This is a genomic window from Pseudomonas sp. S11P7, from assembly GCF_023195435.1.
Taxonomy (GTDB): Bacteria; Pseudomonadota; Gammaproteobacteria; order Pseudomonadales; family Pseudomonadaceae; genus Aquipseudomonas; species Aquipseudomonas fluorescens_G.
The window spans coordinates 4109963-4135049 of record NZ_JALPKS020000002.1 but is presented as its reverse complement, the minus strand read 5'-3'; the positions used below and the strand labels follow the sequence as shown (position 1 = coordinate 4135049).

At 61.3% G+C, this 25087-nt stretch carries 21 protein-coding genes; 15 read left to right on the top strand and 6 right to left on the bottom strand.

Features of this window, described 5'->3' with window-relative positions:
- The first annotated feature begins 109 nt into the window (after positions 1–109).
- The gene (locus M0746_RS19005; RefSeq protein ID WP_258450227.1) at positions 110–1006 is read left to right on the top strand and encodes an NAD(P)-dependent oxidoreductase; all 897 of its coding nucleotides are present in this window, start codon (positions 110–112) and stop codon (positions 1004–1006) included.
- On the opposite strand, the gene M0746_RS19000 is transcribed toward M0746_RS19005, so the two are convergent.
- Together M0746_RS19000 and M0746_RS18995 are read right to left on the bottom strand one after the other, a co-directional pair.
- Positions 897–3179 (bottom strand): putative bifunctional diguanylate cyclase/phosphodiesterase, encoded by a 2283-nt coding sequence (locus tag M0746_RS19000; protein ID WP_258450226.1) that lies wholly within the window; start codon positions 3177–3179, stop codon positions 897–899. The genes M0746_RS19005 and M0746_RS19000 overlap by 110 nt on opposite strands.
- Positions 3180–3327: 148 nt before the next feature.
- Positions 3328–3696 carry a YkgJ family cysteine cluster protein gene (locus M0746_RS18995; protein ID WP_208938430.1) on the bottom strand — a complete coding sequence of 123 codons (369 nt, stop codon included), beginning with the start codon at positions 3694–3696 and terminating at the stop codon, positions 3328–3330.
- A 301-nt stretch (positions 3697–3997) separates the two neighbouring features.
- Here M0746_RS18995 and M0746_RS18990 point away from each other — a divergent pair, with 301 nt between their 5' ends.
- Positions 3998–5347: a spinster family MFS transporter gene (locus tag M0746_RS18990; RefSeq protein ID WP_258450225.1), complete on the top strand. Its 1350-nt coding sequence runs from the start codon at positions 3998–4000 to the stop codon at positions 5345–5347.
- Between the two features lie 190 nt (positions 5348–5537).
- Here the strand turns inward: M0746_RS18990 and rapA are convergent, their stop codons facing one another.
- Positions 5538–8384 carry an RNA polymerase-associated protein RapA gene (gene rapA / locus M0746_RS18985; RefSeq protein WP_258450224.1) on the bottom strand — a complete coding sequence of 949 codons (2847 nt, stop codon included), beginning with the start codon at positions 8382–8384 and terminating at the stop codon, positions 5538–5540.
- A gap of 239 nt (positions 8385–8623) precedes the next feature.
- Here rapA and M0746_RS18980 point away from each other — a divergent pair, with 239 nt between their 5' ends.
- The 3 genes from M0746_RS18980 to ccoM all read left to right on the top strand — a co-directional run bounded on the left by M0746_RS18980 (position 8624) and on the right by ccoM (position 9491).
- Positions 8624–8965, top strand: a complete 342-nt coding sequence (locus tag M0746_RS18980; protein ID WP_208938427.1) for an aspartate-semialdehyde dehydrogenase — start codon at positions 8624–8626, stop codon at positions 8963–8965.
- Positions 8966–9071: 106 nt separating this feature from the next.
- Positions 9072–9233 (top strand): hypothetical protein, encoded by a 162-nt coding sequence (locus M0746_RS18975; protein ID WP_203421035.1) that lies wholly within the window; start codon positions 9072–9074, stop codon positions 9231–9233.
- 144 nt (positions 9234–9377) lie between these two features.
- Positions 9378–9491 carry a cytochrome c oxidase subunit CcoM gene (gene ccoM, locus M0746_RS29235; protein ID WP_016771346.1) on the top strand — a complete coding sequence of 38 codons (114 nt, stop codon included), beginning with the start codon at positions 9378–9380 and terminating at the stop codon, positions 9489–9491.
- A gap of 535 nt (positions 9492–10026) precedes the next feature.
- Here the strand turns inward: ccoM and M0746_RS18970 are convergent.
- The 3 genes from M0746_RS18970 to M0746_RS18960 all read right to left on the bottom strand — a co-directional run bounded on the left by M0746_RS18970 (position 10027) and on the right by M0746_RS18960 (position 13852).
- On the bottom strand, positions 10027–11169 hold the full coding sequence (locus M0746_RS18970; protein ID WP_446731279.1) for an IS481 family transposase: 1143 nt from the start codon (positions 11167–11169) through the stop codon (positions 10027–10029).
- 635 nt (positions 11170–11804) lie between these two features.
- The gene (locus M0746_RS18965; RefSeq protein WP_258450223.1) at positions 11805–13280 is read right to left on the bottom strand and encodes an inorganic phosphate transporter; all 1476 of its coding nucleotides are present in this window, start codon (positions 13278–13280) and stop codon (positions 11805–11807) included.
- Positions 13281–13651: 371 nt separating this feature from the next.
- Positions 13652–13852, bottom strand: a complete 201-nt coding sequence (locus M0746_RS18960) for a hypothetical protein (protein WP_008080067.1) — start codon at positions 13850–13852, stop codon at positions 13652–13654.
- A gap of 630 nt (positions 13853–14482) precedes the next feature.
- On the opposite strand from M0746_RS18960, the gene pcaR reads away from it, so the two are divergent.
- From pcaR to pcaD, 10 genes are all read left to right on the top strand, one after another.
- Complete coding sequence (gene pcaR / locus M0746_RS18955; protein WP_090282140.1) at positions 14483–15325, top strand: pca regulon transcriptional regulator PcaR; 843 nt, start codon at positions 14483–14485, stop codon at positions 15323–15325.
- A gap of 294 nt (positions 15326–15619) precedes the next feature.
- Positions 15620–16966: an MFS transporter gene (locus M0746_RS18950; RefSeq protein WP_258450222.1), complete on the top strand. Its 1347-nt coding sequence runs from the start codon at positions 15620–15622 to the stop codon at positions 16964–16966.
- 274 nt (positions 16967–17240) lie between these two features.
- Positions 17241–18098 carry a CoA transferase subunit A gene (locus tag M0746_RS18945; RefSeq protein WP_024011937.1) on the top strand — a complete coding sequence of 286 codons (858 nt, stop codon included), beginning with the start codon at positions 17241–17243 and terminating at the stop codon, positions 18096–18098.
- Entirely contained in the window at positions 18098–18877 is a 780-nt protein-coding gene (locus M0746_RS18940; protein WP_258450221.1) for a CoA-transferase subunit beta, read from the top strand. Before M0746_RS18945 ends, M0746_RS18940 begins: the two co-directional genes overlap by 1 nt.
- Entirely contained in the window at positions 18874–20079 is a 1206-nt protein-coding gene (pcaF, locus tag M0746_RS18935) for a 3-oxoadipyl-CoA thiolase (protein WP_258450220.1), read from the top strand. The genes M0746_RS18940 and pcaF overlap by 4 nt, the downstream gene beginning before the upstream one ends.
- 36 nt (positions 20080–20115) lie before the next feature.
- Positions 20116–20820 carry a protocatechuate 3,4-dioxygenase subunit beta gene (gene pcaH, locus M0746_RS18930; RefSeq protein ID WP_101158415.1) on the top strand — a complete coding sequence of 235 codons (705 nt, stop codon included), beginning with the start codon at positions 20116–20118 and terminating at the stop codon, positions 20818–20820.
- A gap of 1 nt (position 20821) precedes the next feature.
- Positions 20822–21388, top strand: a complete 567-nt coding sequence (gene pcaG / locus M0746_RS18925; RefSeq protein ID WP_258450219.1) for a protocatechuate 3,4-dioxygenase subunit alpha — start codon at positions 20822–20824, stop codon at positions 21386–21388.
- 189 nt (positions 21389–21577) lie between these two features.
- A complete protein-coding gene (locus M0746_RS18920; protein WP_206416057.1) occupies positions 21578–22873 on the top strand; it encodes an MFS family transporter in 1296 nt (431 codons plus the stop codon).
- 45 nt (positions 22874–22918) lie between these two features.
- Entirely contained in the window at positions 22919–24283 is a 1365-nt protein-coding gene (locus M0746_RS18915) for a 3-carboxy-cis,cis-muconate cycloisomerase (RefSeq protein ID WP_258450218.1), read from the top strand.
- Between the two features lie 11 nt (positions 24284–24294).
- On the top strand, positions 24295–25083 hold the full coding sequence (gene pcaD / locus M0746_RS18910; protein WP_258450217.1) for a 3-oxoadipate enol-lactonase: 789 nt from the start codon (positions 24295–24297) through the stop codon (positions 25081–25083).
- The last annotated feature ends 4 nt before the right edge of the window (positions 25084–25087 follow it).

Here is a 25087-nt window from a genome sequence, read left to right as displayed (position 1 = left end):
ATTGAGCCCGAGCGTCAGCGCTGTGGCCTGACTGTCGCTGGGGGGAATCCTTTCCTGATCGTTGTTGAATCGGCCATTATTCGGCGATCTTTAATGGAAAAGAGGCAAAATGATGTCAACGCGACCTTCGTTGGGGTTTGCCGGAATCGGCCTGATGGGCCTGCCGATGTGCCGGCGTCTGTTGGCGGCGGGCTACCCGCTGACCGTGTGGAATCGCAACCCGGTCAAGTGCGCGGCGCTGGTCGAGGCCGGTGCCCGGCAAGTGGCGAGCCCCGCCGAACTGTGCGAACACGCCGATATAGTGATGCTGTGCCTGGCCGACACGGCGGTGGTGCGCGAGGTGGTGTTTGGCGAGGGCGGCATCGTCGAGGGCGCGAAAAGCGCGCAACTGCTGGTGGATTTTTCCAGCCTCGAACCGACGGCGACCCGCGAGATGGCCGCGCAACTGGCGCAGCGAACCGGCATGGGCTGGCTCGATGCGCCGGTGTCCGGCGGTGTGGTCGGCGCCGAGGCGGGCAGTCTGGCGATCATGGTCGGCGGCGCGGCAGCGGATCTTGAGCGGGTGCGCCCGGTGCTGCTGAGTCTTGGTCAGCGCGTCACGCACATGGGCGGCGTCGGCGCCGGCCAGGTGACCAAGGCGTGCAATCAGATGATTGTCGCCTGCAACGCGCTGGTGATTGCCGAGGTGGTGGCGCTGGCCGAACAGGCCGGGGTCGACGCCAGTCTGCTCGCCGAAGCGCTGGCCGGCGGTTTTGCCGATTCGAAACCGCTGCAGATTCTCGCCCCGCAGATGGCCGAGAGTCGTTTCGAACCGATCAAATGGCACGTGCGCACGCTGCTCAAGGATCTCGACACGGCGGTGAAGTTTTCCCGTGAACAGGGTTCGGCGACGCCGCTCAGCGGATTGGCCGCACAACTGATGCGCCTGCATGGGGCGCAGGGCTATCTGGCGCAGGACCCAGCGACACTGGTGCAAATGTACCGCGCGCCAGCAACAACGGATTGAACGCCGGCGACGCTCTGCGCTGGTTGATTTCCTCCAGCACCGGGCGCAGCTCATTGAGCGGCACCGGTCGGCTGAGCAAGTAACCCTGAATGAAATCGCAGCCCGAGCGCTCGAGAAACTCGTACTGCTCCAGGCTTTCCACGCCTTCGGTGACCACTTGCAGATGCAGGGTGTGCGCCATGACGATAATCGCCTGGACGATCTCCATGTCCGCCGTGGCCTTGGGGATGTCGAGGATGAACGAGCGGTCGATTTTCAAGGTGTTGAGCGGTAGCCGCTTGAGGTAGGCCAGCGAGGAATAACCGGTGCCGAAGTCGTCGATCGACAGCGACACGCCCAGCGCGCGGATCTGCCGCAACAGCACCAGGGTGTTGGCGATGTTGCCCATCAGCGCATTTTCGGTGACCTCCAGTTCCAGTCGTTCCGGCGCCACCCCGGCGCTGCGCAGGGCGTGTTCGATTTCATCGGCCAGCTCTTCGCGGGCCAGATTCAGCGGCGAGCAGTTCCAGGCGATTTTCAGCTCCTCGCAGCCATGGCTGGATAGCTCGCCGAGATCACGACAGGCGCGCCGCAGCACCCAGTTGTCGAGCTCGGCGATCAGGCCGTTGCTCTCGGCGATGGCGATGAAACGATCCGGGGTCAGCAAACCGTGCAACGGGTGCTGCCAGCGGATCAGCGCCTCGAGCTTGGTGACGCGACCGGTTTTCAGTTCGAAGATCGGCTGGTAGTAGAGCATCAGACCGTTTTCTTCGCGCAGGGCCTGGCGCAATTCTTCTTCGAGTTGCAACTCCAGGGTCGCACGGCTTTTCAGGCTGGGATTGAAAAAATGCAGGCCATTGCGCCCGGCATTCTTCGATTGATACAGCGCCAGATCGGCGTGCTTGAGCAATTCCTCACAGGTGCTGCCATCGTCGGGGAACAGGCTGATACCGATGCTGGTGGTCATCACCATGCGCCGCCCGGCCAGTTCGATCGGCTCTTTCATCTTGAGCATGATGCGCTGCGCCATGTGACGCGCCTCTTCGCGTTCATGCAGGTTGATCAGCAGGCAGAACTCGTCGCCGCCGAAGCGCGCGACCACGTCTTCATGGCTGCGCACCGAGCCTTTGATGTGACTGGCGATGACTTTGAGCAACGCATCACCGGCGTCATGGCCGAGGCTGTCGTTGATCCGTTTGAAATGGTCGATGTCGAGAAACATCACCGCCAGCATGCCGCCTTCGCTGGTTTTCTGGCTGATTTTTTCCGCGAACATCTGGTTGAAGCCGCGGCGGTTGGTCAGGTTGGTCAGCGCGTCGTAGTTGGCCGCTTGCTGCAGCGACATGCGCGCCTGGTCGAGTTGGCTGAGGAGGGCGTTGACCCGGCGCAGGTCTTGCTCCTTGTTTTGCAGCTTCTTGTCGGCGAGGGCGGCGCTGATCGCACTGCCCAGTATCAACAGGATGATCAACGCCACGGTCAGGCCCAGTTGCAGATGCCCGGTTGCACCGCCGCTCGCTGCCACGCCGCCCTCGGGTATGACCAGGTTCAGTGCAGCCATGCCGGTAAAATGCATGCTGATGATGCCAGCGCCGAGAATCAGCGCAGCGCTGTATTTGAGCAACTGATGGGCCACGCCGCTGCCTTCGCTCAAATAGCGGGCGACCCATAGCGCGGCGAAACTGGCACCGATGGCGATCAGCACCGACAACGCGAACACTCCCGGATGGTAGTAAGTGGTAGCGCTCGATTTCATCGCCGCCATGCCGACGTAATGCATGCCGGCGATCCCCAGGCCAATGACACACGCCGTTTTCAGGCAGCGCTGTGCACCGGGCTGCACCTCGCTCAGGGTTTGCATGGCGAGCCAGGAGGCGAGCAGGGCGATCAGCAGGGAGAAGAGGGTAATGCCGAGGTCATACTCGATATCGATGGGCGTCTGAAAAGCCAACATGCTGATGAAATGCATGGCCCAGATGCCACCGGCCAGACAGGTCGCGCCGATCCAGCGCCAGAGCCGCCGCGAGGCCAGATCTTCGGCATGCACCACACGCTCGGCCATATCGAGCGTGGCGAAACTCGCCGCGCAGGCGACCAGATAGGCCGCCAGCACCAGCAACGGGTTGTGAGTGCAATCGAGAATGACCTGCCCGCGCGCCGGCAGCTCGGTAACAAAATGCAAACCAAGCCACTCCATAGCGTGCCCCGTCTCTGAAGTCGTCCTTTCTGCGCGTTCAACGCAGGCGAATGACTGGAGTATAGAGGCGGATTTTGGCGCGCAAGCGGTAGTGGCACATTGGTGCTAATGATTTCGGCATTAACGACATAGCGATTCGCGCTAAGCGTTAGGCGATTCGCTCCAGAGGCAGGTCGTTCCAGTGCGGATCAAGCGGCGGCAAACCGTGCGCGGCGCGGGCCTTGTCGCAGTCGGGGTTGTGTTCACCGTTCTCCCACGACGCTTCGAATTCTCGGCAGGTGCTTGAGCGTTTCTCATAGATCGTACAGGCCACGGCGCTGCCGACCTCGCCCGCCAACGACATGCAGCGTGCGGGTTTGCGGTCGGTGCCGATCATCGCCACCCGGCTCGGGGTAATTTGCGCGACCAGTTCATCGGGCACCGTACCGCCGGAGGATGCACATTCACCCCAGAAAAAAGACACGCGAAAATGGGAACAGCAGGCACCGCAATTCAGACACGGACTGACTTCAGACATGGGCGAGGGTATCAAAGGGATTGATCGGCAGATCCGGACGGATCCGGCGGCCATTCTAGGCTTTGCCATGGACTTGGGAAGGGGGGCGCGAAAGTATTTTTTTGTGCCCGGATTTTGCCGCGAAAGCCCCGTATGACGGGGGATTTCAGCGTTATCAAGGGCTTACGTTTCGTTACAGTGCGATGGGCCGATATCAGGCTGGCGAATGATCACAGACAGCCCTCGCGCGGCTGACTAGATTGCAGGTTCCGGGCTCGAACGCGCTGGCAGTGAAGCCCCATAACAATAAAGAGACGGACCCATGCAGAACTCGACCCAAGCGGCGAATGCCTGGCGCATTCTGTTTTTGCTGTTCCTCGCCAACCTGTTCAATTTCTTCGACCGCACCATTCCGGCGATCATCATCGAGCCGATCCGCATGGAATGGCACCTCAGCGACTTTCAGCTGGGCATCATCGGCACTGCGTTCACCATCGTTTACGCCATTGCCGGCCTGCCACTCGGGCGCATGGCCGACACCGGTTCACGCAGCAAACTGATGGGCTGGGGCCTGGCGACCTGGAGTGCACTGACTGCGGTCAACGGTATGGTCGGCAGTTTCTGGAGCTTCCTGATCGTGCGCATGGGCATCGGCATCGGCGAAGCCAGTTATGCACCGGCGGCGAACTCGCTGATCGGCGATCTGTTTCCGGCGCACCGTCGGGCGCGCGCCATGGGGATTTTCATGCTCGGCTTGCCGCTGGGGCTGCTGCTGGCATTCTTCACCATCGGCGCGATGGTCGAGGCCTTCGACAGCTGGCGCGCGCCATTCTTTATTGCCGCAGTGCCGGGGCTGATCCTGGCGGTGTTCATGTTCTTCATCAAGGAACCGAAGCGCGGCGCGGCGGAAACCGTGCAGGTCTCGCAGGACAAAGTCGACAAGCCGATTCGTCGCGTGCTGGCGGTGCCGACGTTCCTCTGGCTGGTCATGGCCGGGCTGTGCTTCAACTTCGCGACTTATGCCTGCAACTCGTTTCTGGTGCCGATGCTGCAACGCTATTTCCTCATGCCGCTGCAGGAAGCGGCGGTAGCTACGGGGATTATCGTCGGCGTGACCGGGCTGGTCGGGCTGACGCTCGGCGGCTGGATCGCCGACAAGATTCACCAGCGTGTGGCCAGCGGGCGGCTGCTGTTTGCCGGGTTTAGTCTGATCATCTCGACCCTGTGTACGGCGTGGGCGCTGCATGCCGGGCGAATCGAGATCGGCGTGTTCGTCGCGGTGTTCAGTGTTGGTTGGCTGTTCGCCTATAACTTCTACACCTGCGTCTACACGGCGATTCAGGATGTAGTGGAACCGCGCCTGCGTGCGACGGCGATGGCGTTGTTCTTTGCCGGGCTGTATCTGCTCGGCGGTGGTTTGGGGCCGGTGGTGGTCGGTGGCCTGTCGGACCATTTCGCGCACACAGCGATGCTGTCGGCGGGGGCGGAGCAGATGACCGAAGCGTTCAAGGCGGTCGGCCTGCATGACGCGATGTACCTGATTCCGGTGGCGCTGTTTCTGACCATGGTGTTTCTGTTTCTGGCTTCGCGGTGTTTTGTGCGGGATGCGCAGCGGATGAAGGAGGGGTTGGTGGCGGTGGTTGAGCCTGAAATTTCTGCGGCGACTGCCTGACCGTTTTCCCGAGCAGGCTCACTCCCACATGATCGTTCCCACGCTCCGCGTGGGAATGCAGCCCGGACGCTCCGCGTCCCTACCGAAGCTGGGACGCGGAGCGTCCCTTGAGGCATTCCCACGCAGAGCGTGGGAACGATCGGCCCGCATCGCTGCGGGCCTTTTTGTTTTCAGCGGTGGAGCGGGGCGGTTAGCCCGCCACCAGCACCCGAATCGCTTCCAGACGCAACGCCGCTTTATCCAGCATCGCCAGACCCTGCTCACGCTGAGTGCGCAACGCTTCCAGTTCGCTGTCACGCACGGTCGGGTTGACCGCTTGCAACGCGGTCAGGCGCGCCAGTTCTTCGTCGGTGTCGGCGGCCAGACGACGACGCGCCTCGGCCACGCGCTCGGCATGACGCGGGGCGATCTTGTCTTCGCCGGCGTTGATCCGCGGCGTCAGCTGATCGCGCTGGGCCTGGATGAACTTGTTGGCGCTGGCGCGCGGCACGCTTTCCAGCTGATCGTTGAGGGTTTCGAAGGATACCCGTGGCGACAGGTCGTTGCCGTTGGCATCGAGCAGGCAGCGCAGCGCCGCCGGCGGCAGGTAGCGGCCCAGCTGCAGCGAACGCGGGGCGACCACTTCGCTGACATACAGCAGTTCCAGCAACACGGTGCCCGGCTTCAACGCCTTGTTCTTGATCAGCGCGACGGCGGTGTTGCCCATCGAACCGGACAGCACCAGGTCCATGCCGCCCTGCACCATCGGGTGCTCCCAGGTGATGAACTGCATGTCTTCGCGCGACAGCGCCTGGTTACGGTCGTAGGTGATGGTCACACCTTCGTCGTCGCCCAGCGGGAAGCTGGCGTCGAGCATCTTCTCGCTCGGCTTGAGGATCAGCGCGTTTTCCGAATGGTCTTCGCTGTCGATGCCGAACGCGTCGAACAGGGTTTCCATGTAGATCGGCAGGGCGAACTGGTCGTCCTGCTCAAGAATCGCTTCGACCAGCGCTTCACCTTCGCCAGCGCCACCGGAGTTGAGCTCCAGCAAACGGTCGCGACCAGTATGCAACTCAGCTTCCAGACGCTCACGCTCGGCGCGTGCTTCGTCGATCAGCGCTTGCCACTCGCCGTCGTCGGCTTCTTCGAGCAGCGGCAGCAGGCGCGGGCCGAACTGATGCTGCAAGGCGTTGCCGGTCGGGCAAGTGTTGAGGAACGCGTTCAGCGCTTCGTGGTACCACTGGAACAGACGCTCTTGCGGGCTGGTTTCCAGGTACGGCACGTGCAGTTCGATGATGTGCTTCTGGCCGATTCGGTCGAGACGACCGATACGCTGCTCGAGCAGGTCCGGGTGCGACGGCAGATCGAACAGCACCAGATGGTGAGCGAACTGGAAGTTGCGACCTTCGCTGCCGATTTCCGAGCAGATCAGCACCTGCGCGCCGAACTCTTCATCGGCGAAGTAGGCGGCGGCGCGGTCACGCTCAAGGATGTTCATGCCTTCGTGGAACACCGTGGCCGGGATGCCGGAGCGCACGCGCAGGGCGTCTTCCAGATCCATCGCGGTTTCGGCGTGGGCGCAAATCACCAGGACTTTGGTGCGCTTGAGCATTTTCAGCTGATCGATCAGCCATTCGACGCGCGGATCGAATTTCCACCAGCGTTCTTCTTCGCTGGCCTCCGGCTGGGACTGGAAGCTGACTTCCGGGTACAGCTCGGCGTGTTCGCCCAACGGCAGTTCGAGGTATTCGTCCGGGCAGGGCAGCGGGTACGGGTGCAGCTTGCGCTCCGGGAAACCCTGCACGGCGGCACGGGTGTTACGGAACAGCACGCGGCCAGTGCCGTGGCGATCGAGCAGTTCACGCACCAGACGCGCGCTGGCTTCGGTGTCGCCATCGTTGACCGCGGTCAGCAAGGCTTCGCCTTCGTTGCCGAGGAAACCGTGAATGGTCTTGTGCGCAGCGGGCGAGAGGCGGCCCTTGTCGAGCAGTTCCTGAACCGCTTCGGCGACCGGGCGATAGTTGTCGCTCTCGGCGCGGAATGCCGCCAGGTCATGGAAACGGTTCGGGTCGAGCAGGCGCAGACGCGCGAAGTGGCTGTCCTGGCCAAGTTGTTCGGGGGTAGCGGTGAGCAGCAGCACGCCGGGAATGACTTCGGCGAGTTGCTCGACCAGCGAGTATTCCGGGCTGGCCTTTTCTTCGTGCCAGACCAGGTGGTGCGCTTCGTCGACCACCAGCAGATCCCAACCGGCAGCGAACAGTGCGTCCTGCGCCTTTTCGTCGTCGACCAGCCATTCCAGCGCGACCAGCGCCAGTTGCGTGTCTTCGAACGGGTTGGTGGCATCGCTTTCGATGAAGCGTTCTTCGTCGAACAGCGCGACCTGCAGGTTGAAACGGCGGCGCATTTCCACCAGCCACTGGTGCTGGAGGTTTTCCGGAACGAGGATCAGCACGCGGTTGGCGCGGCCTGACAGCAATTGGCGGTGGATCACCAGACCGGCTTCGATGGTTTTACCCAGCCCCACTTCGTCCGCCAGCAGTACGCGCGGCGCGATGCGGTCGGCAACTTCACGGGCGATGTGCAACTGGTGCGCGATCGGTTGTGCGCGAACGCCACCCAGGCCCCACAGCGAGGACTGCAACTGGCGGCTGGTGTGTTCCAGGGTGTTGTAGCGCAGGGAGAACCACGGCAGCGGATCGATCTGGCCGGCGAACAGGCGGTCGCTGGCCAGACGGAACTGAATGAAGTTCGACAGCTGGGTTTCCGGCAGGGTGACGGCTTCGTTCTGCCCGTTGAGACCGTGATAGACCATCAGCCCGTCGACATCGTCGACCTGCTGCACGGTCATCTTCCAGCCTTCGAAGTGGGTGATGCTGTCACCCGGCGAAAACCGCACGCGGGTCAGGGGCGCATTCCGTAGCGCGTACTGGCGGGTTTCGCCAGTGGCCGGGTAAAGCACGGTCAACAAGCGGCCGTCCTGTGCCAGAACGGTGCCTAAACCAAGCTCTGCTTCGCTGTCACTGATCCAGCGTTGCCCCGGTTGATACTGCTGCGCCATGCTGCCTGACTCCCACCTTGAAAAAGCGGGCTATCTTAACGGAATGACGGCTTCAGGGCCAAAGGAATAGGAGCAGTGGCGAGCTTTTAGCTGCAAGCTGCAAGCGGGTACCGGAGCGTCAGGCGTCGGTTTTTTCCAGCGGCAGGGCACCTGTGGGTGCCAACCGGGTCACAAGTTTGCGACGGGCGGCTCAAGGCGCCTGTAGCGCAGCCGATAGCCTGCACACAGGAGACCTATATATGTTGCCACCGATGCTCCCCTTGAGCGCCGTGCCGATCACTTCCCAGCAGGATCCGATCCGCCCGCGGCCGGACATCCCTCCGGTGGTGCCGGTGCAGGAAAGCTCCAACGAAAGCACGATCGATCTGCAAAAACGCAATCCCGAAGAGGATGGTCTGTTGCTGCGCGAGGAACAGCGCCGGCAGCAGGAGCGCGAACGTCGGCGTCGTGAGGCTGATGAAGACCCGGAAGAACATCTGGCCGTCCCCGGTACCGAGCTCAATGCCGACAACACCGTGCCGGTGGTGCCGCTGATGGAAGATCAGCCGCGTCAGGGGTTGTGGGTCGATATCGAGATTTGATTGCGGTGCCGGTGTGGCTGGTCAGCGCTCGCGTCAAGCGGCATGATTGGCGCAGTCCTGCCGGTGATGTGGCAGTTGTGATCCTTCTCTGCGATGTACTGATGCCATGAGCCAAGACGACAAACTGATCGACCTCAGCAGCGAGCGCGCCAAGCGTGTGCATGACCTCAACGAGAAGCGCCTGAACGAAGTCCGCCAGGCGTTCGAGCAGGCGATGCCGTTGGGAAAAGCCAAGAAAAAGTCGAAGAACAAGCCGAAAAAGCGCTGATCTCCCTCTGCATTCCTTGATGCAGGTCATTTAATTTCACGTCTTTCTTTCCTTTGTTGCGGACATTGATCCTGGTCAATGTGCGTGCCTGTGTGTCTGCTAATTTGCACTCATCGCAGCAAAGCAGGGGCCAGGAGGCCAGTCATGTTTTTCGATAACGTGGTGTTTGCCGGGGTCCTGACGGTGGGGCTGATGGTGCTGTTTTTTGCAGGGTTTGGGTTTTTTATCTGGAAGGATGCGCATAAGCGGCGCAAGTAAGTTCTTCTGGGTTGATGGGCACGCAAGGCATTTTGGGGCGACTTCGGTTGCCCCTTTTTTTTTGGGCCGTGGCGGCCTTTGGGCCGACCAGGCTCTTGGGGTTTTGGGTGAATATCCGTTGTTTCGGGTGTTGCGGCTGGCGGTTTCGCCCTTACGGCGAGTCCCTTTTTCAGACGCCAAAAAGGAACCAAAAGGCTTTGCTCCTACGTACGGCCCTCGCAGGCTCGGGTCCCTTCGCTCCGGGATCGATCCGGGCGCAGCGGCTACGGTTTGCTTCGCTGCACCTACGTCCGCTGTGTACGACTTCGTCGTACGGTCGCTGCGCTCCCACGCCCGGATCAATCCCTCCGCTCAGCCTTCCGATGTCGCTGGTTAGGCAAGATCAAGAAAGAGCACTCGAGCTGGCGCTCATTGTTGAGTGGTTAGAAGCGACGCATGGCTTGTGATTTGCGGTGGATTCGCCCCTCACCCCAGCCCTCTCCCTGTATGTACCGGAGACATGGTGGACACATGTTCGGAGACATGGTGGACGGTTTTAGATCTTCTTACCTGCCGTCACGATCTGCAAGTTCAAGTCGATTCGGGCGATACGATGTCTACTCCAGTAGACATCGTGGATGCCGTCCTCCGTCGTCTCCCTGATCGCTATGCACCTGCCATAAAAAGCCTTTCCGATCTTGTATTCCCGATTCCTCCAGAAGATTTCGCCTCCCACCTGTACCTTCCTGACCACATCTGCGTCGTTGTACTCCGGTTCCGCCGGTCGCTCCTGATATTCCCGTGGGCTGCCACTGTAACGAGCCGCCGGCACCGCCATGCCCAGCGCCTGATGAGGGCGTTTCTGGTTGTAGATGTCGCGCCAGGTATCAAACGCCCGTTGTGCGTCGTCGAGATCGGTGAAAAACCGGCCTTGCAGGACTTCATTTTTCAGGCTGCGGTGGAAGCGCTCCAGTTTTCCCTGAGTCTGCGGATGATAAGGCCGGGAGTGACCGACCTTAATGCCTTGGCTCATCAGCCAGACTTCCAGCGCAGTATAAACGCCAGTCTGATCGCCCCATGGCGAGCCGTTGTCCATCGTCATGCGCAACGGCAGACCGTAGCGTCGAAACGTCCGGATTAGATGGTCTTGTACAGTTTGGCGCTGCTCATTGGCACATGCGGCAATGCACAGCGAAAAGCGTGAGTGGTCGTCCAGTATTGTGAATGGATGGCAGCGTCCGTGACTCAGACTGAAATGTCCCTTGAAGTCGATCTGCCATAGATCGTTAGGCGCTTCGTGCTCAAAGCGGATAAATGGTTTGATCTCGGTAGCCTTTGGATCAACACGCGAATGACGCTGCAAAACCGCATGCACAGTGCTGACAGAGGGCATCACAGCGCCTTCATCTTCCAGCACGCGCTTGAGCTTGCGGGCACCCCAGGCGTCGTATTGCTGACTCATGGTCAGAATCTGCTGCTCAACCTCATCAGCACAACGTTTCGGTGATGTTTTCGGTCGACGGGACTGATCGTGCAACCCCTCTACACCTGATATTTCAAACCTGTTGAGCCATTTGTAGGCAGTACTTGGGCTGATATTGAATCGACGGCAAAGCTGCCGAACATTCGCTCCTTCTTGCCGAGCCAAATGCACAAACTCTGTACGAAGTTGCATGGTGGATGCCTCTTGCCAGGACACAGGTCATCTCCTTGATGATGAGCAATGTGCCTATTAAAAAGTGTCCACCATGTCTCCGAACACCTGTCCACCATGTGTCCGGTACATACACTCCCGAGGGAGAAGGGGCCGATTCGCGGGCCGTTCAGAACTTGCATTCGACTCGGTACTGCATGTCGGTGTACCTCTTCAATTCACCTCGGTCAGTCCCCTCTCCCTCCGGGAGAGGGCTAGGGTGAGGGGCTTTTGATTTTGCTCTGGCTTGATTTTGCTCTGGCTTTTGATTTGGTTTTTGATCTTTTGCCCCTTCGGAAGGCTGAGTGAAGGGATCGATCCGGGTGTGGGAGCGTAGCGACCGTACGACGAAGTCGTACACAGCGGAAGTAGGTGCAGCGAAGCAAACCGTAGCCGCTGCGCCCGGAGCGATTCCGTAACGAAGGAACCCCGAGCCCCAGCGAGGGGCCGAACGCCGGGGCAAAGCCTTTGGCTTCCTTTTTGCTGGGCCGGCACTCCGGCGTTTGAAAAAGGGACTCGCCGTAAGAGCGAAACCGCCAGCAGCAGCCCCCGCAGCAACGGATATGCCCCCAATCCCAACCCAACTCCAAAAAAAAGGCGCGATTCCAAAGAATCGCGCCTCCTTCACAAGCAGCTGAAGATCAGCTACCCAACGCCTTGGAAGCCAACCAGAACAACCCGGCCGACAGCGCCACCGTCGCCGGCAGGGTCAGCACCCAGGCCAGCAAAATGGTCTTGACCGTGCCGCCCTGCAAGCCGCTCTTGTTGGCAACCATGGTCCCGGCCACACCCGAAGACAGCACATGCGTGGTCGACACCGGCAGGCTGAAGATGTTGGCCATGCCGATCAGACTGGCCGTGGTGATCTGCGCCGACATGCCCTGAGAATAGGTCATGCCCTGCTTGCCGATCTTCTCGCCAATGGTCAGCACCACGCGCTTCCAGCCCACCATGGTGCCCAGGCCCAACGCCAGGGCGACCGCCAGAATCACCCAGAACGGGGCGTATTCGGTGGTGGTGGTCAGGTCTTTGCGCAGCTTGTCCAGATCAGCCTTTTCACGGGCTTCGAGGCCTGGCAACTTGCCGACTTTCTTCGCCGTGTCGTCGAGGCACAGCAGGTAGCGACGGACTTCGATGCGGCTTTCCGACGGCAGCGAGTGGTAGTCCGCTACACCTTTAAGGGTGTGCAGCAGGGCGGAAATGGTCGGTTCGGTCTGCTGCGGGTTGCAGCGGAATTTCTCCGGCAGATCGCCTTCCACGCTTTTGCCCAGGGCCAGGAATTCACCCAGCGAATCGGCGTTGCGCTGGTAGAACTGGCTCAGGTGCAGGGTCGCGTCGCGGGTGCGTTCGATCTGGTAGGTGGTGCTGTTCAGGTCGAGCACGAACTGCGCAGGCACGATACCGATCAGGACCAGCATGATCAGGCCGATGCCTTTCTGGCCATCGTTGGAACCGTGCACGAAGCTCACGGCCATGGCCGAGATCACCAGCACCAGACGGTTCCAGAACGGCGGGTGTTTCTTATCGTCGATCTTGCGGCGTTGCTCCGGCGTCTTGTGCATCTTCGACAGCGGGCGCCACCACTTCAGGCCGATCAGCACCAGCGCGGCGATCAGGAAGCCGGCCATTGGCGAGAACACCAGCGAGGCGCCGATGTCGATCGCTTTCTGCCAGTTCACGCCGTCAGCCAGCGGGATGTCGTTGATCAGCGCGTTGGCCAGGCCGACACCGAGGATCGAGCCGATCAGCGTGTGCGAACTGGAAGCCGGGATACCGAAGTACCAGGTGCCCAGGTTCCAGGCGATGGCCGCAGCGAGCAACGAGAAGACCATTGCCAGGCCATGGCCGGTGTTCACATTGATCAGCAGTTCCACCGGCAGCAAGTGGACGATGGCATACGCCACGCCAACACCGCCCAGCAGCACGCCGAGGAAATTGAACACGCCGGAAAAGAACACTGCCAGATGCGGCGGCATGGCTTTGGTGTAGATAACAGTGGCTACCGCGTTAGCGGTGTCATGAAATCCATTGATGAACTCGAAGGCGAGGACAAACGTCAGGGCGAGCAAGAGGCTCACAAGCACCCAAGCATCCAGTCCGCTGAATAAATCGATCATGAAGGTTTTCTGACCCGGTCGTAAGGGGGCGCGATTATGCCAGAAAAGACAGGAAATCGATGCCCTGTCTGCTCACTGGTCACACTCTTCTTCACGTTAATTTGTTGCAGCGCGTTAAAACCCAGCGGTGCGCAGGGTTTTTCAACTCATTGATTCTTAATGGAAATCTTATGATTTGCCGGCGTTTTAATTGGCTGGGCGATCGCTCAAACGCTTGTCTGAAATATCTGTGAAACCTGTAGGACGTCTGTCATCAGCCTGTCAGACGCGAGGATTGCCGCTGCCCGCGGGTAGCGGGCGCGCGAGGCATCGTCGTTTCACCGTGTTTGTCAGCGGTGCGGACACAAACCTTCAATAACCGCCGCCTGTGTTCAAGGCTCTTCGGCTTTGAGTTCCTTTTCGATTTTCTCGATTTCCTGCTTGAACACCTGATCCTGAACGGTCGGGCGCTTGCGCCAGGCTTTACGTTCCGGTTCGGGCTGGGCGGCGTAGGTGGTGACTTCCCCGCCGTAAACTTCCTTGTAACGTTGTTCCTGGCGCTCAAGTTCCGCGCGCAGTTCGTCTTTCGTCACAGTGATACCTGTATGAGTTGAGTTGAATATCCGGTGAAACGCACTGCAACGAATCGCTCGAGCGCCCCCGCCATTTCAATGCCTGAACAGGCATTAGTTGAATCGGTGAGCGAACGGGACTTTCGTCTGTCAGGCGGCTACGGCACCCGATAAAACTGACGCAGCATCAGTTTCCTGTTTGGCGAACGCAGGCGTTGCATGAGTAATGGCGTCTGGCGCTGGCCGGGCTGTCGATGATGAACATCACCTCAGCGGGTGGCGATCGCGGTCAATGAAAACGCGGCGCCACTGAGGTGCATTATAGCTATCGATTGCGGAATGACTATCTTTGCCAAGTTAAAAACGGTTCTGAATGTGTGATTGTTTTGTTGCGCGCAAGTTTATTAGTTGCACTGCGCGCTGCGGACTATTTGCCGGGTGCTCAGTTTTTGGCGCCATTAAATGAACAACTAAATTCGACATGGTGAATAAGGCGGGCCGTTGAACGGGTCAGGCTGACCGGGTGTGATGACGGATTGCGATTATCGGTCGGCGGTTCGATAATCGCCCAATGTTGCGTTGCCAGCGCTTGTACATTCGCCTGTGAGCCGTTTGTATAGCCACTGATCCGAGCCGGACCAAGGACCTTAAATGAACGATCAAATGCGCAATTCCTTCACTTCCGTGGCGCCGCCGATCGTCGCTTCGCCGGCCAAGCGCATCCAGGCCCTGACCGGCGATCCGGATTTCATGACCTCTTTGGCCCGCGGTCTGGCCGTGGTGCAAGCGTTTCAAGAGCGCAAGCGCCATCTGACCATCGCCCAGATCAGCCACCGCACCGAAATCCCTCGCGCGGCGGTGCGCCGTTGCCTGCACACGCTGATCAAGCTCGGCTACGCCACCACCGACGGTCGCACCTATTCATTGCTGCCGAAAGTGTTGACCCTTGGCCATGCCTACTTGTCGTCGACGCCGCTGGCCGTTTCTGCGCAGCCGTACCTCGACCGCATGAGCGAACAACTGCACGAAGCCTGCAACATGGCCACGCTCGAGGGCGACGACATTCTGTACATCGCCCGCTCGGCAACGACCCAGCGGCTGATTTCGGTGGACCTGTCGGTCGGCGGGCGGCTGCCGGCGTATTGCACCTCGATGGGGCGCATTCTGTTGGCGGCACTCGACGATACGTCGCTGGGCGAATACCTCGATCACGCTGAACTGGTGGCCAAGACCAGTCGCACGATCCATACCCCTGATGCCTTGCTCGCCTGCCTGCAAGAGGTGCGGCAGCAGGGCTGGTGCATTGTCGATCAGGAACTGGAGCAGGGCCTGCGCTCGATTGCCGTGCCGGTGTATGACGCGTCCGGCCAGGTGGTCGCAGCACTCAACGTCAGCACCCACGCCGGGCGAGTCAGTCGCAGCGAACTGGAGCAGCGCTTCCTGCCGGGCCTGCTCAGCGCCAGTCGCGACCTCAGTGCGCAGTTGTTTGCCTGATGAAGCTGTTCGATAAACGCACAGTGTTGCGTTTATCGAATTGACGCTAAAACCCTCGGATCATTAATGTCGCGGCAGCGTCATCCGGCGTTGACCAGCAGAGTCAGCCCGGACTGCCGACTCCGATAATAATGACAAGAGGCACCTCACCATGCGCATGTTCTCCGACTGTCCGCCTTGCCGATTCTGTTGCCGGATGCAACGCGACGCCTGATTCAAACCCTCTATTCTCATGACCGTGCTGCGCGTTGGCCGGCCATCGTTCGACTGCGTTTTTTGCGTGGAATAAAAATAATGAACCAGCCTCAGTCCGCTGTGGGTAACTGCCTCGACGTGCAGACCTTCATCAATGCCCAACCGATCTCGCGCTATCAATGGCGAGTGGTGATCCTGTGTTTCCTGATTGTCTTTCTCGACGGCCTCGACACCGCCGCCATGGGCTTCATCGCCCCGGCGCTGTCGCAGGATTGGGGCATCGACCGCGCCAGCCTCGGCCCGGTAATGAGCGCCGCGCTGATCGGCATGGTCTTCGGTGCCCTGGGTTCCGGCCCGCTGGCTGACCGCTTCGGCCGCAAAGTGGTGCTGGTCGGCGCCGTGCTGCTGTTCGGCGCTTTCAGCCTGGCCTCGGCTTACAGCACCAATGTCGAGCAACTGCTGGTGCTGCGTTTCTTGACCGGTCTCGGCCTGGGCGCGGGGATGCCGAACGCCACCACCTTGCTTTCGGAATACACCCCGGAGCGCAAGAAATCCCTGCTGGTGACCAGCATGTTCTGTGGCTTCAACCTGGGCATGGCCGGTGGCGGGTTCATTTCCGCCAAGCTGATTCCGGCGTTCGGCTGGCACAGCCTGCTGCTGATCGGCGGGGTGTTGCCGCTGATTCTCGCCGTGGTTCTGCTGTTCTGGCTGCCGGAATCGGCGCGTTACCTGGTAGTGCGCAATCGTGGCACCGACAAAGTGCGCAAGACGTTGGCGCCGATCGACCCGGTGACCGTGGCCCAAGCCTCGAGCTTCAGCGTGCCGGAACAGAAAACCGTCAAGGCGCGCAATGTGTTCGCGGTGATCTTCTCCGGCACCTACAGCACCGGCACCTTGCTGCTGTGGCTGACCTATTTCATGGGCCTGGTCATCGTTTACCTGTTGACCAGTTGGCTGCCGACGCTGATGCGTGACAGCGGCGCGAGCATGGAACAGGCCGCGTTCATCGGCGCGTTGTTCCAGTTCGGCGGGGTGTTGAGCGCGGTGGCGGTGGGCTGGGCGATGGACCGCTTCAACCCGCACAAGGTCATCGGCACGTTCTACCTGCTGGCCGGGGTGTTTGCCTACGCGGTAGGGCAGAGCCTGGGCAACATCACTCTACTGGCGACCCTGGTGCTGGTGGCGGGGATGTGCGTGAACGGCGCGCAATCGGCGATGCCATCGCTGGCGGCGCGGTTTTATCCGACCCAGGGGCGGGCGACCGGCGTGTCGTGGATGCTGGGCATCGGTCGCTTTGGCGCGATTCTCGGGGCGTGGATGGGCGCAACGTTGCTGGGCCTGGGCTGGAACTTCGAGCAGGTATTAACGGCGTTGGTGATTCCGGCGGCATTGGCGACCACGGCGGTGGTGATCAAGGGCATGGTCAGTCATGCGGATGCGACCTGAGTACCTCCACATGATCGTTCCCACGCTCCGCGTGGGAATGCCTCAACGGACGCTCTGCGTTCGGCTCTACAGGGACGCGGAGCGTCCCGGGCTGCATTCCCACGCGGAGCGTGGGAACGATCATAGGGAAACAACAATCTGTTCGATAAACGAACACTCAGTCGATTATCGGATTGTTTGGCCATTTCCCCAGGCTTACTCTTCAGTGACTTCGGCGCTGAACCTCGCGCCTTTTTATCACTGGCGATTCACTACAAAAACGGGAGCCCGCTCCATGGCTGAGATCCTTTCGCTGCACGACGCGGTGAAGCAATTCGTCAACGACGGCGACACCGTCGCGCTCGAAGGCTTCACGCACCTGATCCCTACGGCAGCGGGTCATGAAATCATTCGTCAGGGCAAGAAAGATCTGACGCTGGTGCGGATGACCCCCGACCTGATCTACGACCAACTGATCGGCGCCGGTTGCGCACGCAAGCTGATTTTCTCCTGGGGCGGTAACCCGGGCGTCGGTTCGCTGCACCGTCTGCGCGATGCGGTCGAGAAACAGTGGCCGCATGCGCTGGAAATCGAAGAACACAGCCACGCCGACCTGGCCAATGCCTACGTCGCCGGTGCCTCCGGCCTGCCATTCGCGGTGCTGCGCGCCTACGCCGGCTCCGACCTGCCGAAGGTCAACCCGCTGATCAAAACCGTGACCTGCCCGTTCACCGGCGAAGTGCTGGCGGCGGTGCCGTCGGTGCGCCCGGATGTCACCGTGATCCACGCGCAGAAAGCCGACCGCAAGGGCAACGTGCTGCTGTGGGGCATTCTTGGCGTGCAGAAAGAAGCCGCGCTGGCGGCCAAGCGCTGCATCGTCACCGTCGAAGAAATCGTCGACGACCTCAACGCACCGATGAACGCTTGCGTACTGCCGACCTGGGCCTTGAGCGCGGTCTGCCACGTCCCCGGCGGCGCGCACCCGTCCTACGCTCACGGTTACACCGAGCGTGACAATCGGTTCTATCAAGCGTGGGACCCGATCGCTCGCGACCGTGAGACGTTTACCGCGTGGATCAACGAATACATCCATGGCTGCGCTGATTTCAGCGAATTCCAGGCCAAATTGGCCGCTGCTTCGGAGGCCAAGTAATGACTTACACCACCAATGAAATGATGACCGTCGCCGCAGCCCGTCGCCTGAAAAACGGCTCGGTGTGCTTTGTCGGCATCGGCCTGCCATCGAAAGCCGCCAACCTCGCGCGCCTGACTTCCTCGCCAGACGTGGTGCTGATCTACGAATCCGGCCCGATTGGTGCCAAGCCGAGCGTGCTGCCGCTGTCCATCGGTGACGGCGAACTGGCGGAAACCGCCGACACCGTGGTCCCGACCGGCGAGATTTTCCGCTACTGGCTGCAGGGCGGGCGCATCGACGTCGGTTTTCTCGGTGCCGCGCAGGTCGACCGTTTCGGCAACATCAACACCACCGTGGTCGGCGATTACTTCTCGCCGAAAGTGCGTCTGCCGGGCGCCGGTGGCGCGCCGGAGATCGCCGGTTCGGCGAAAAGCGTGCTGATCATTCTTAAACAGTCGGCGCGTTCGTTTGTCGACAAACTCGATTTCATCACCTCGGTCGGCCACGGCGAGGGCGGCGATTCACGCAAGCGTCTGGGGCTGCCGGGCGCCGGGCCGGTGGGGATCATCACCGACCTGTGCATCATGGAGCCGGAGCAGGGCACCCATGAATTTGTGGTCACCGCGCTGCATCCGGGCGTGACCCGCGAGCAAGTGGTCGCCGCCACCGGTTGGGCGATCCGTTTCGCCGACAATGTTGAAACCACCGCTGAGCCGACCGACGTCGAGCTGACTGCGCTGCGCGATCTCGAAGCGCGCACCGCCGCTGCTCACGGTCAGGCACCGGGAGAAGCATGATGCGTGACGTGTATATCTGCGATGCGATTCGAACCCCCATCGGCCGTTTCGGCGGAGGCTTGTCCGCCGTGCGCGCCGATGATCTGGCCGCCATACCGATCAAGGCACTGATGGAACGCAACCCCTCGGTCGACTGGAACGCGGTCGACGAAGTGTTCCTCGGCTGCGCCAACCAGGCCGGCGAAGACAACCGCAACGTCGCGCGCATGGCCCTGTTGTTGGCAGGTCTGCCGGACAGCGTGCCGGGCGTGACCCTCAATCGTCTGTGCGCTTCGGGCATGGACGCGATCGGCACGGCATTCCGCGCGATTGCCAGCGGCGAGATGGAGCTGGCGATTGCCGGCGGCGTCGAGTCGATGTCGCGCGCGCCGTTTGTAATGGGCAAGGCTGACGCGGCGTTCTCGCGCAACATGAAACTGGAAGACACCACCATCGGCTGGCGTTTCATCAACCCGTTGATGAAGGCGCAATACGGCGTCGACGCGATGCCGCAGACCGCCGACAACGTCGCCGACGACCATCAAGTCTCGCGCGAAGATCAGGACGCGTTCGCCCTGCGCAGTCAGCAACGTACCGCCGCCGCGCAGGCCGCCGGCTATTTTGCGGAAGAGATTGTGGAAGTACGCATCGCCCACAAGAAGGGCGAAACCGTGGTCAGCCAGGACGAACACCCGCGCGCCGACACTACGATTGAAGCGCTGGCCAAGCTGAAACCGGTCAACGGTGCGGACAAAACGGTCACCGCCGGCAATGCGTCCGGGGTCAACGACGGCGCCGCTGCGCTGATTCTGGCGTCTGCCGAAGCGGTAAAAAAGCACGGCCTGACCGCCCGCGCAAAAGTCCTCGGTATGGCCAGCGCCGGCGTCGCGCCGCGAGTGATGGGGATCGGTCCGGTGCCAGCGGTGCGCAAACTCACCGAGCGTCTCGGTGTGGCGGTCAGCGATTTCGACGTGATCGAACTCAACGAAGCGTTTGCCAGCCAGGGTCTGGCGGTGTTGCGCGAACTGGGGCTGGCGGACGACGCGGCGCAGGTCAACCCGAACGGCGGCGCAATTGCCCTCGGCCACCCGTTGGGCATGAGCGGTGCGCGACTGGTATTGACCGCACTGCATCATCTGGAAAAGACCGGTGGCAAGAAAGGTTTGGCGACCATGTGCGTCGGTGTTGGCCAAGGTCTGGCCCTGGCCATCGAACGCGTCTGACGCGTCGCGGCATCTATAAGAACTGAGGAAAGCGAAATGACTGACAAGCCTGGTTACCGTCGCCCACAGGCAGGCACCCAGCCTGACTACCTGCACCCGACTTACCAATCCACCAACCTGCGCTCGCCGTCCAAGCCATTGGTGCACCTGCCGCACTCGCTGTCGGAAATCACCGGGCCGACCATTGGCGCCGAGCGCCTGGTTGAAAATGACCACGACCTGACCGCGCAGCACGAAGGCGAGCCGTTGGGCGAACGCATCATCATTCACGGCCGTGTGCTCGATGAAGACGGCTTGCCGGTGCCAGGGATTCTGGTGGAGATCTGGCAGGCCAATGCCGCCGGTCGCTACAACCATGCGCGCGACCTGCACGACGCGCCGCTGGACCCGAACTTCACCGGCACCGGTCGCACCGTCACTGACGCCGACGGCTGGTATCAGTTCCAGACCATCAAGCCCGGCGCCTATCCGTGGGGCAACCACCACAACGCGTGGCGTCCGGCGCATATCCATTTTTCGCTGTTCGGGCCGAGCATTCTCACCCGCCTGGTCACGCAGATGTATTTCCCCGGCGACCCGCTGCTGGCGTATGACCCGATCTACAACTGTGTGCCGGACACCTCGGCCAAGGAACGCCTGATCGCTGCTTTCGATCTGGAAAAAACAATTCCGTCCTACGCCCTCGCTTACCGCTGGGACATCGTGCTGCGCGGGCGTGAAGCCACGCCGATGGAGAAATAAGATGACGCTCAATGCGACCACGTCCCACACCGTCGGGCCGTATTACCACATCGGCCTGACCTGGCTGAACCGCGAAGACCTTGTCAATGAGCAGACCCTCGGCGAGCGCGTGGCGATCACCGGGCAAGTGGTGGATGGCAACGGCGATGTCGTCAACGACGCCATGCTCGAAGTCTGGCAGGCCAACGCCGCGGGCAAATACGACCACCCGGAAGATCATCAGGACAAGCCGCTGGACCCAAACTTCGAAGGCTTCGGCCGGGTGCCGGTGGACGGCGAAGGGCGATTCCGCTTCACCACGATCAAACCGGGCACCGTGCCGGGTCTGAAAGGCACGACCCAAGCGCCGCATCTGGTGGTGCTGGTGTTTGCTCGTGGCCTGGTCAAGCATTTGCTCACGCGCATCTACTTCGAAGGCGAACCGGCCAACGTCGATGACCCGCTGCTCGAATGCGTACCCGCCGAACGCCGTCAGACCTTGCTGGCCAAGCCGGATGCCTCGGGCGTTTACCAGTGGAATGTGATCCTGCAGGGCACCGAGGCCGAGACGGTGTTCTTCGATTACTGAACAACACCGCCAATCCCTGTGGGAGCGAGCCTGCTCGCGAAAGCGGTGTGTCAGCCAGCACACATGTCGTCTGGCACTCCCTCTTCGCGAGCAGGCTCGCTCCCACAGGGGAACAATCGATACCGGATCTGGAACGGGACTGTTGCAAAGTATGTCTAGACTCTCACTGTCCCTTTCGAGTGAAAAACAATGACAACCACTACATCCCATTACACGGGTGAGGAGCGCAGCAAGCGCATCTTTGCCATTGTCGGCGCCTCGTCCGGCAACCTCGTCGAATGGTTTGACTTCTACGTCTACGCCTTTTGCGCGATTTACTTCGCGCCGGCGTTTTTCCCTTCCGACAACCCGACGGTGCAACTGGTCAACACCGCTGGCGTGTTCGCTGCCGGGTTCTTGATGCGCCCGATCGGCGGCTGGATTTTCGGTCGGGTCGCCGACAAGCACGGGCGCAAGAAGTCGATGCTCATCTCGATTCTGATGATGTGCTTCGGCTCGCTGCTGATCGCTTGCCTGCCGACCTACAACTCCATCGGTGTCTGGGCGCCGATCCTGTTGCTGTTCGCGCGTTTGCTGCAAGGCCTGTCGGTCGGCGGCGAATACGGCACCACTGCAACCTATATGAGTGAAGTCGCGCTCAAGGGCCAGCGCGGGTTTTTCGCCTCGTTCCAGTACGTGACGCTGATTGGCGGGCAACTGCTGGCGGTGTCGCTGGTAGTGGTGTTGCAGCAGTTTCTCAACGAAGACGAACTGCGTGCCTACGGCTGGCGGATTCCGTTCGTGGTCGGTGCGGTGGCGGCGCTGATTTCGCTGTTCCTGCGGCGCTCGCTGAAAGAAACCACCAACGAAGAAACCCGCGCGCACAAAGACGCCGGCAGCATCAGCGCACTGTTCCGCGATCACAAGGCCGCGTTCATCACCGTGCTCGGTTACACCGCCGGTGGCTCGCTGATTTTCTATACCTTCACCACTTACATGCAGAAGTACCTGGTGAACACCGCCGGCATGCACGCCAAGACCGCCAGCTACATCATGACCGGCGCGCTGTTCCTGTACATGTGCATGCAGCCGCTGTTCGGCATGCTCGCCGACCGGATCGGCCGCCGTAATTCCATGCTCTGGTTTGGCGCTCTCGGTACGCTGTTCACCGTACCGATTCTGCTCAGTCTGAAAAGCGTCAGCAGCCCGTTCCTCGCGTTCGTCTTGATCACCGTGGCGCTGGCGATCGTCAGCTTCTACACCTCGATCAGCGGTCTGGTGAAAGCCGAAATGTTCCCGCCGGAAGTCCGCGCCCTCGGCGTCGGCCTGGCCTACGCGGTGGCCAATGCGATCTTCGGTGGCTCGGCGGAATTCGTCGCCCTGAGCCTGAAGAATATCGGCATGGAAAATTCGTTTTACTGGTACGTGACGGCGATGATGGCAATCGCGTTCCTGTTCAGCCTGCGCTTGCCGAAACAGGCGGCGTATTTGCACCACGATCTCTAACCCGACGCGCGCGGGCCGTCATGGCCCGCGCCGGCAAGGATTCTTATGACTCAGCGACCGGGCAATCAATTGTTCGATGCCTATTTCACTGCCCGCGATATGCGTGGGGTGTTTTGCGATCAGGGCCGCGTGCAGGCAATGCTCGATTTCGAAGCCGCGCTGGCCCGGGCCGAGGCGCGCGTCGGGCTGGTTCCGGCGTCTGCCGTGGCACCGATTGCGGCGGCATGCGACGCGGCGTTGTATGACTTCGCCGCACTCGGCGAGGCGATTGCCACGGCCGGCAATTCCGCTATTCCGCTGGTCAAGGCTTTAGGCAAACAGATTGCCGTGACAAACGCCGAAGCCGAGCGCTACGTGCATCTGGGCGCGACCAGTCAGGACGTGATGGATTCCGGACTGGTGCTGCAATTGCGCCAGGCGCTGGTGTTGATTGAACGCGAACTGGCGCAACTGGCCGATTCGCTCGCTGCTCAGGCCCAACGGTTTGCCACGACGCCTTTGGCCGGGCGCACCTGGCTGCAGCACGCGACGCCGGTGACCCTCGGGATGAAAATCGCTGGCTGGCTCGGCGCAGTCACGCGCAGTCGTCAACGGCTGCAAGAATTGAAACCGCGCTTGCTGGTCCTGCAATTTGGCGGTGCGTCGGGGACGCTGGCGGCGTTGGGTCAACACGCCTTGCCAATCGCCGAAGCCCTGGCCGAAGAGCTGCAACTGCGCCTGCCGGAACAACCGTGGCACACCCAGCGTGACCGCATCGTCGAGTTCGGCGCCGTGCTTGGGCTGATCGCCGGCAGCCTTGGCAAGTTCGGCCGCGACATCAGCCTGTTGATGCAGACCGAAGCCGCTGAGGTCTTCGAACCCGCGGCGCCGGGCAAGGGCGGTTCGTCGACCATGCCGCACAAACGCAACCCGGTCGGCGCGGCAGTATTGATCGGTGCGGCGACGCGGGTGCCGGGGCTGGTCTCAACGCTGTTCAGCGCCATGCCCCAGGAACACGAACGCAGCCTCGGTTTGTGGCATGCCGAATGGGAAACCCTGCCAGAGATCTGCTGCCTGGTGTCCGGTTCGCTGCAACAGGCGTGCTTGCTGGCTGACGGCCTGGAAGTCGATGCCGAGCGCATGGGCCGCAACCTCGAATTGACTCAGGGGCTGGTGCTGGCCGAAGCGGTGAGCATCGTGCTCGCGCAACGGGTCGGCCGCGACACGGCGCATCATCTGCTCGAACAATGCTGCAAGCGCGCGGTGGCCGAGCAACGGCATCTGCGCGCGGTACTCGGAGACGAACCGCAGGTCACTGCGCAGCTGAGCAGCGCTGAGCTCGATGATCTTCTCAACCCCGCGCATTACCTCGGTCAGGCTCACGTCTGGGTCGAGCGCGCGGTGGCCGAACACAACGCTTTGACTGTCTGAAGGAGAGGGCTGTGGCTTTCGTTCAACTCGCCGATGGCGAACTGCATTACCAGATTCAGGGGCCGGCGCACGCGCCGGTGCTGGTCCTTTCCAACTCGCTGGGCACCGACCTGCACATGTGGGACGCGCAGATGCCGGCGTTCACCGAGCATTTTCGCGTGCTGCGTTTCGACACTCGCGGCCACGGCCAATCGCTGGTCACCGAGGGCCCGTACAGCATCGAGCAGCTCGGTCACGACGTACTCGGTCTGCTGGATGCGCTGCACATCGAGCGCGCGCATTTTTGCGGCTTGTCGATGGGTGGGCTGATCGGTCAGTGGCTGGGGATCAATGCCGGGCATCGCCTGCACAAGCTGATCGTCTGCAACACGGCGGCGAAAATCGGCGATCCGTCGGTGTGGAATCCACGCATCGAAACCGTGCTGCGCGATGGCGCGGCGGCAATGGTCGCGCTGCGTGATGCGTCGATTGCGCGCTGGTTCACGCCTGACTTTTCCGCAGCGCATCCCGAGGCAGCGAAGAAGATTACCGACATGCTCGCCGCGACCAATCCACAAGGTTATGCGGCCAACTGCGCTGCGGTGCGCGATGCCGATTTCCGTGAACAACTGGCGTCGATCAATGTGCCGTTGCTGGTAATCGCCGGCAGCGAAGATGCGGTGACGCCGCCGGCCGGTGGGCATTTCATTCGCGACCAAGTGCGCGGCGCCGAGTACGCCGAGTTCTATGCGGCGCATTTGTCCAACGTGCAGGCTGGCGCTGATTTCAGTGATCGTGTCGTGGCGTTTCTGAACGCTTGATAAG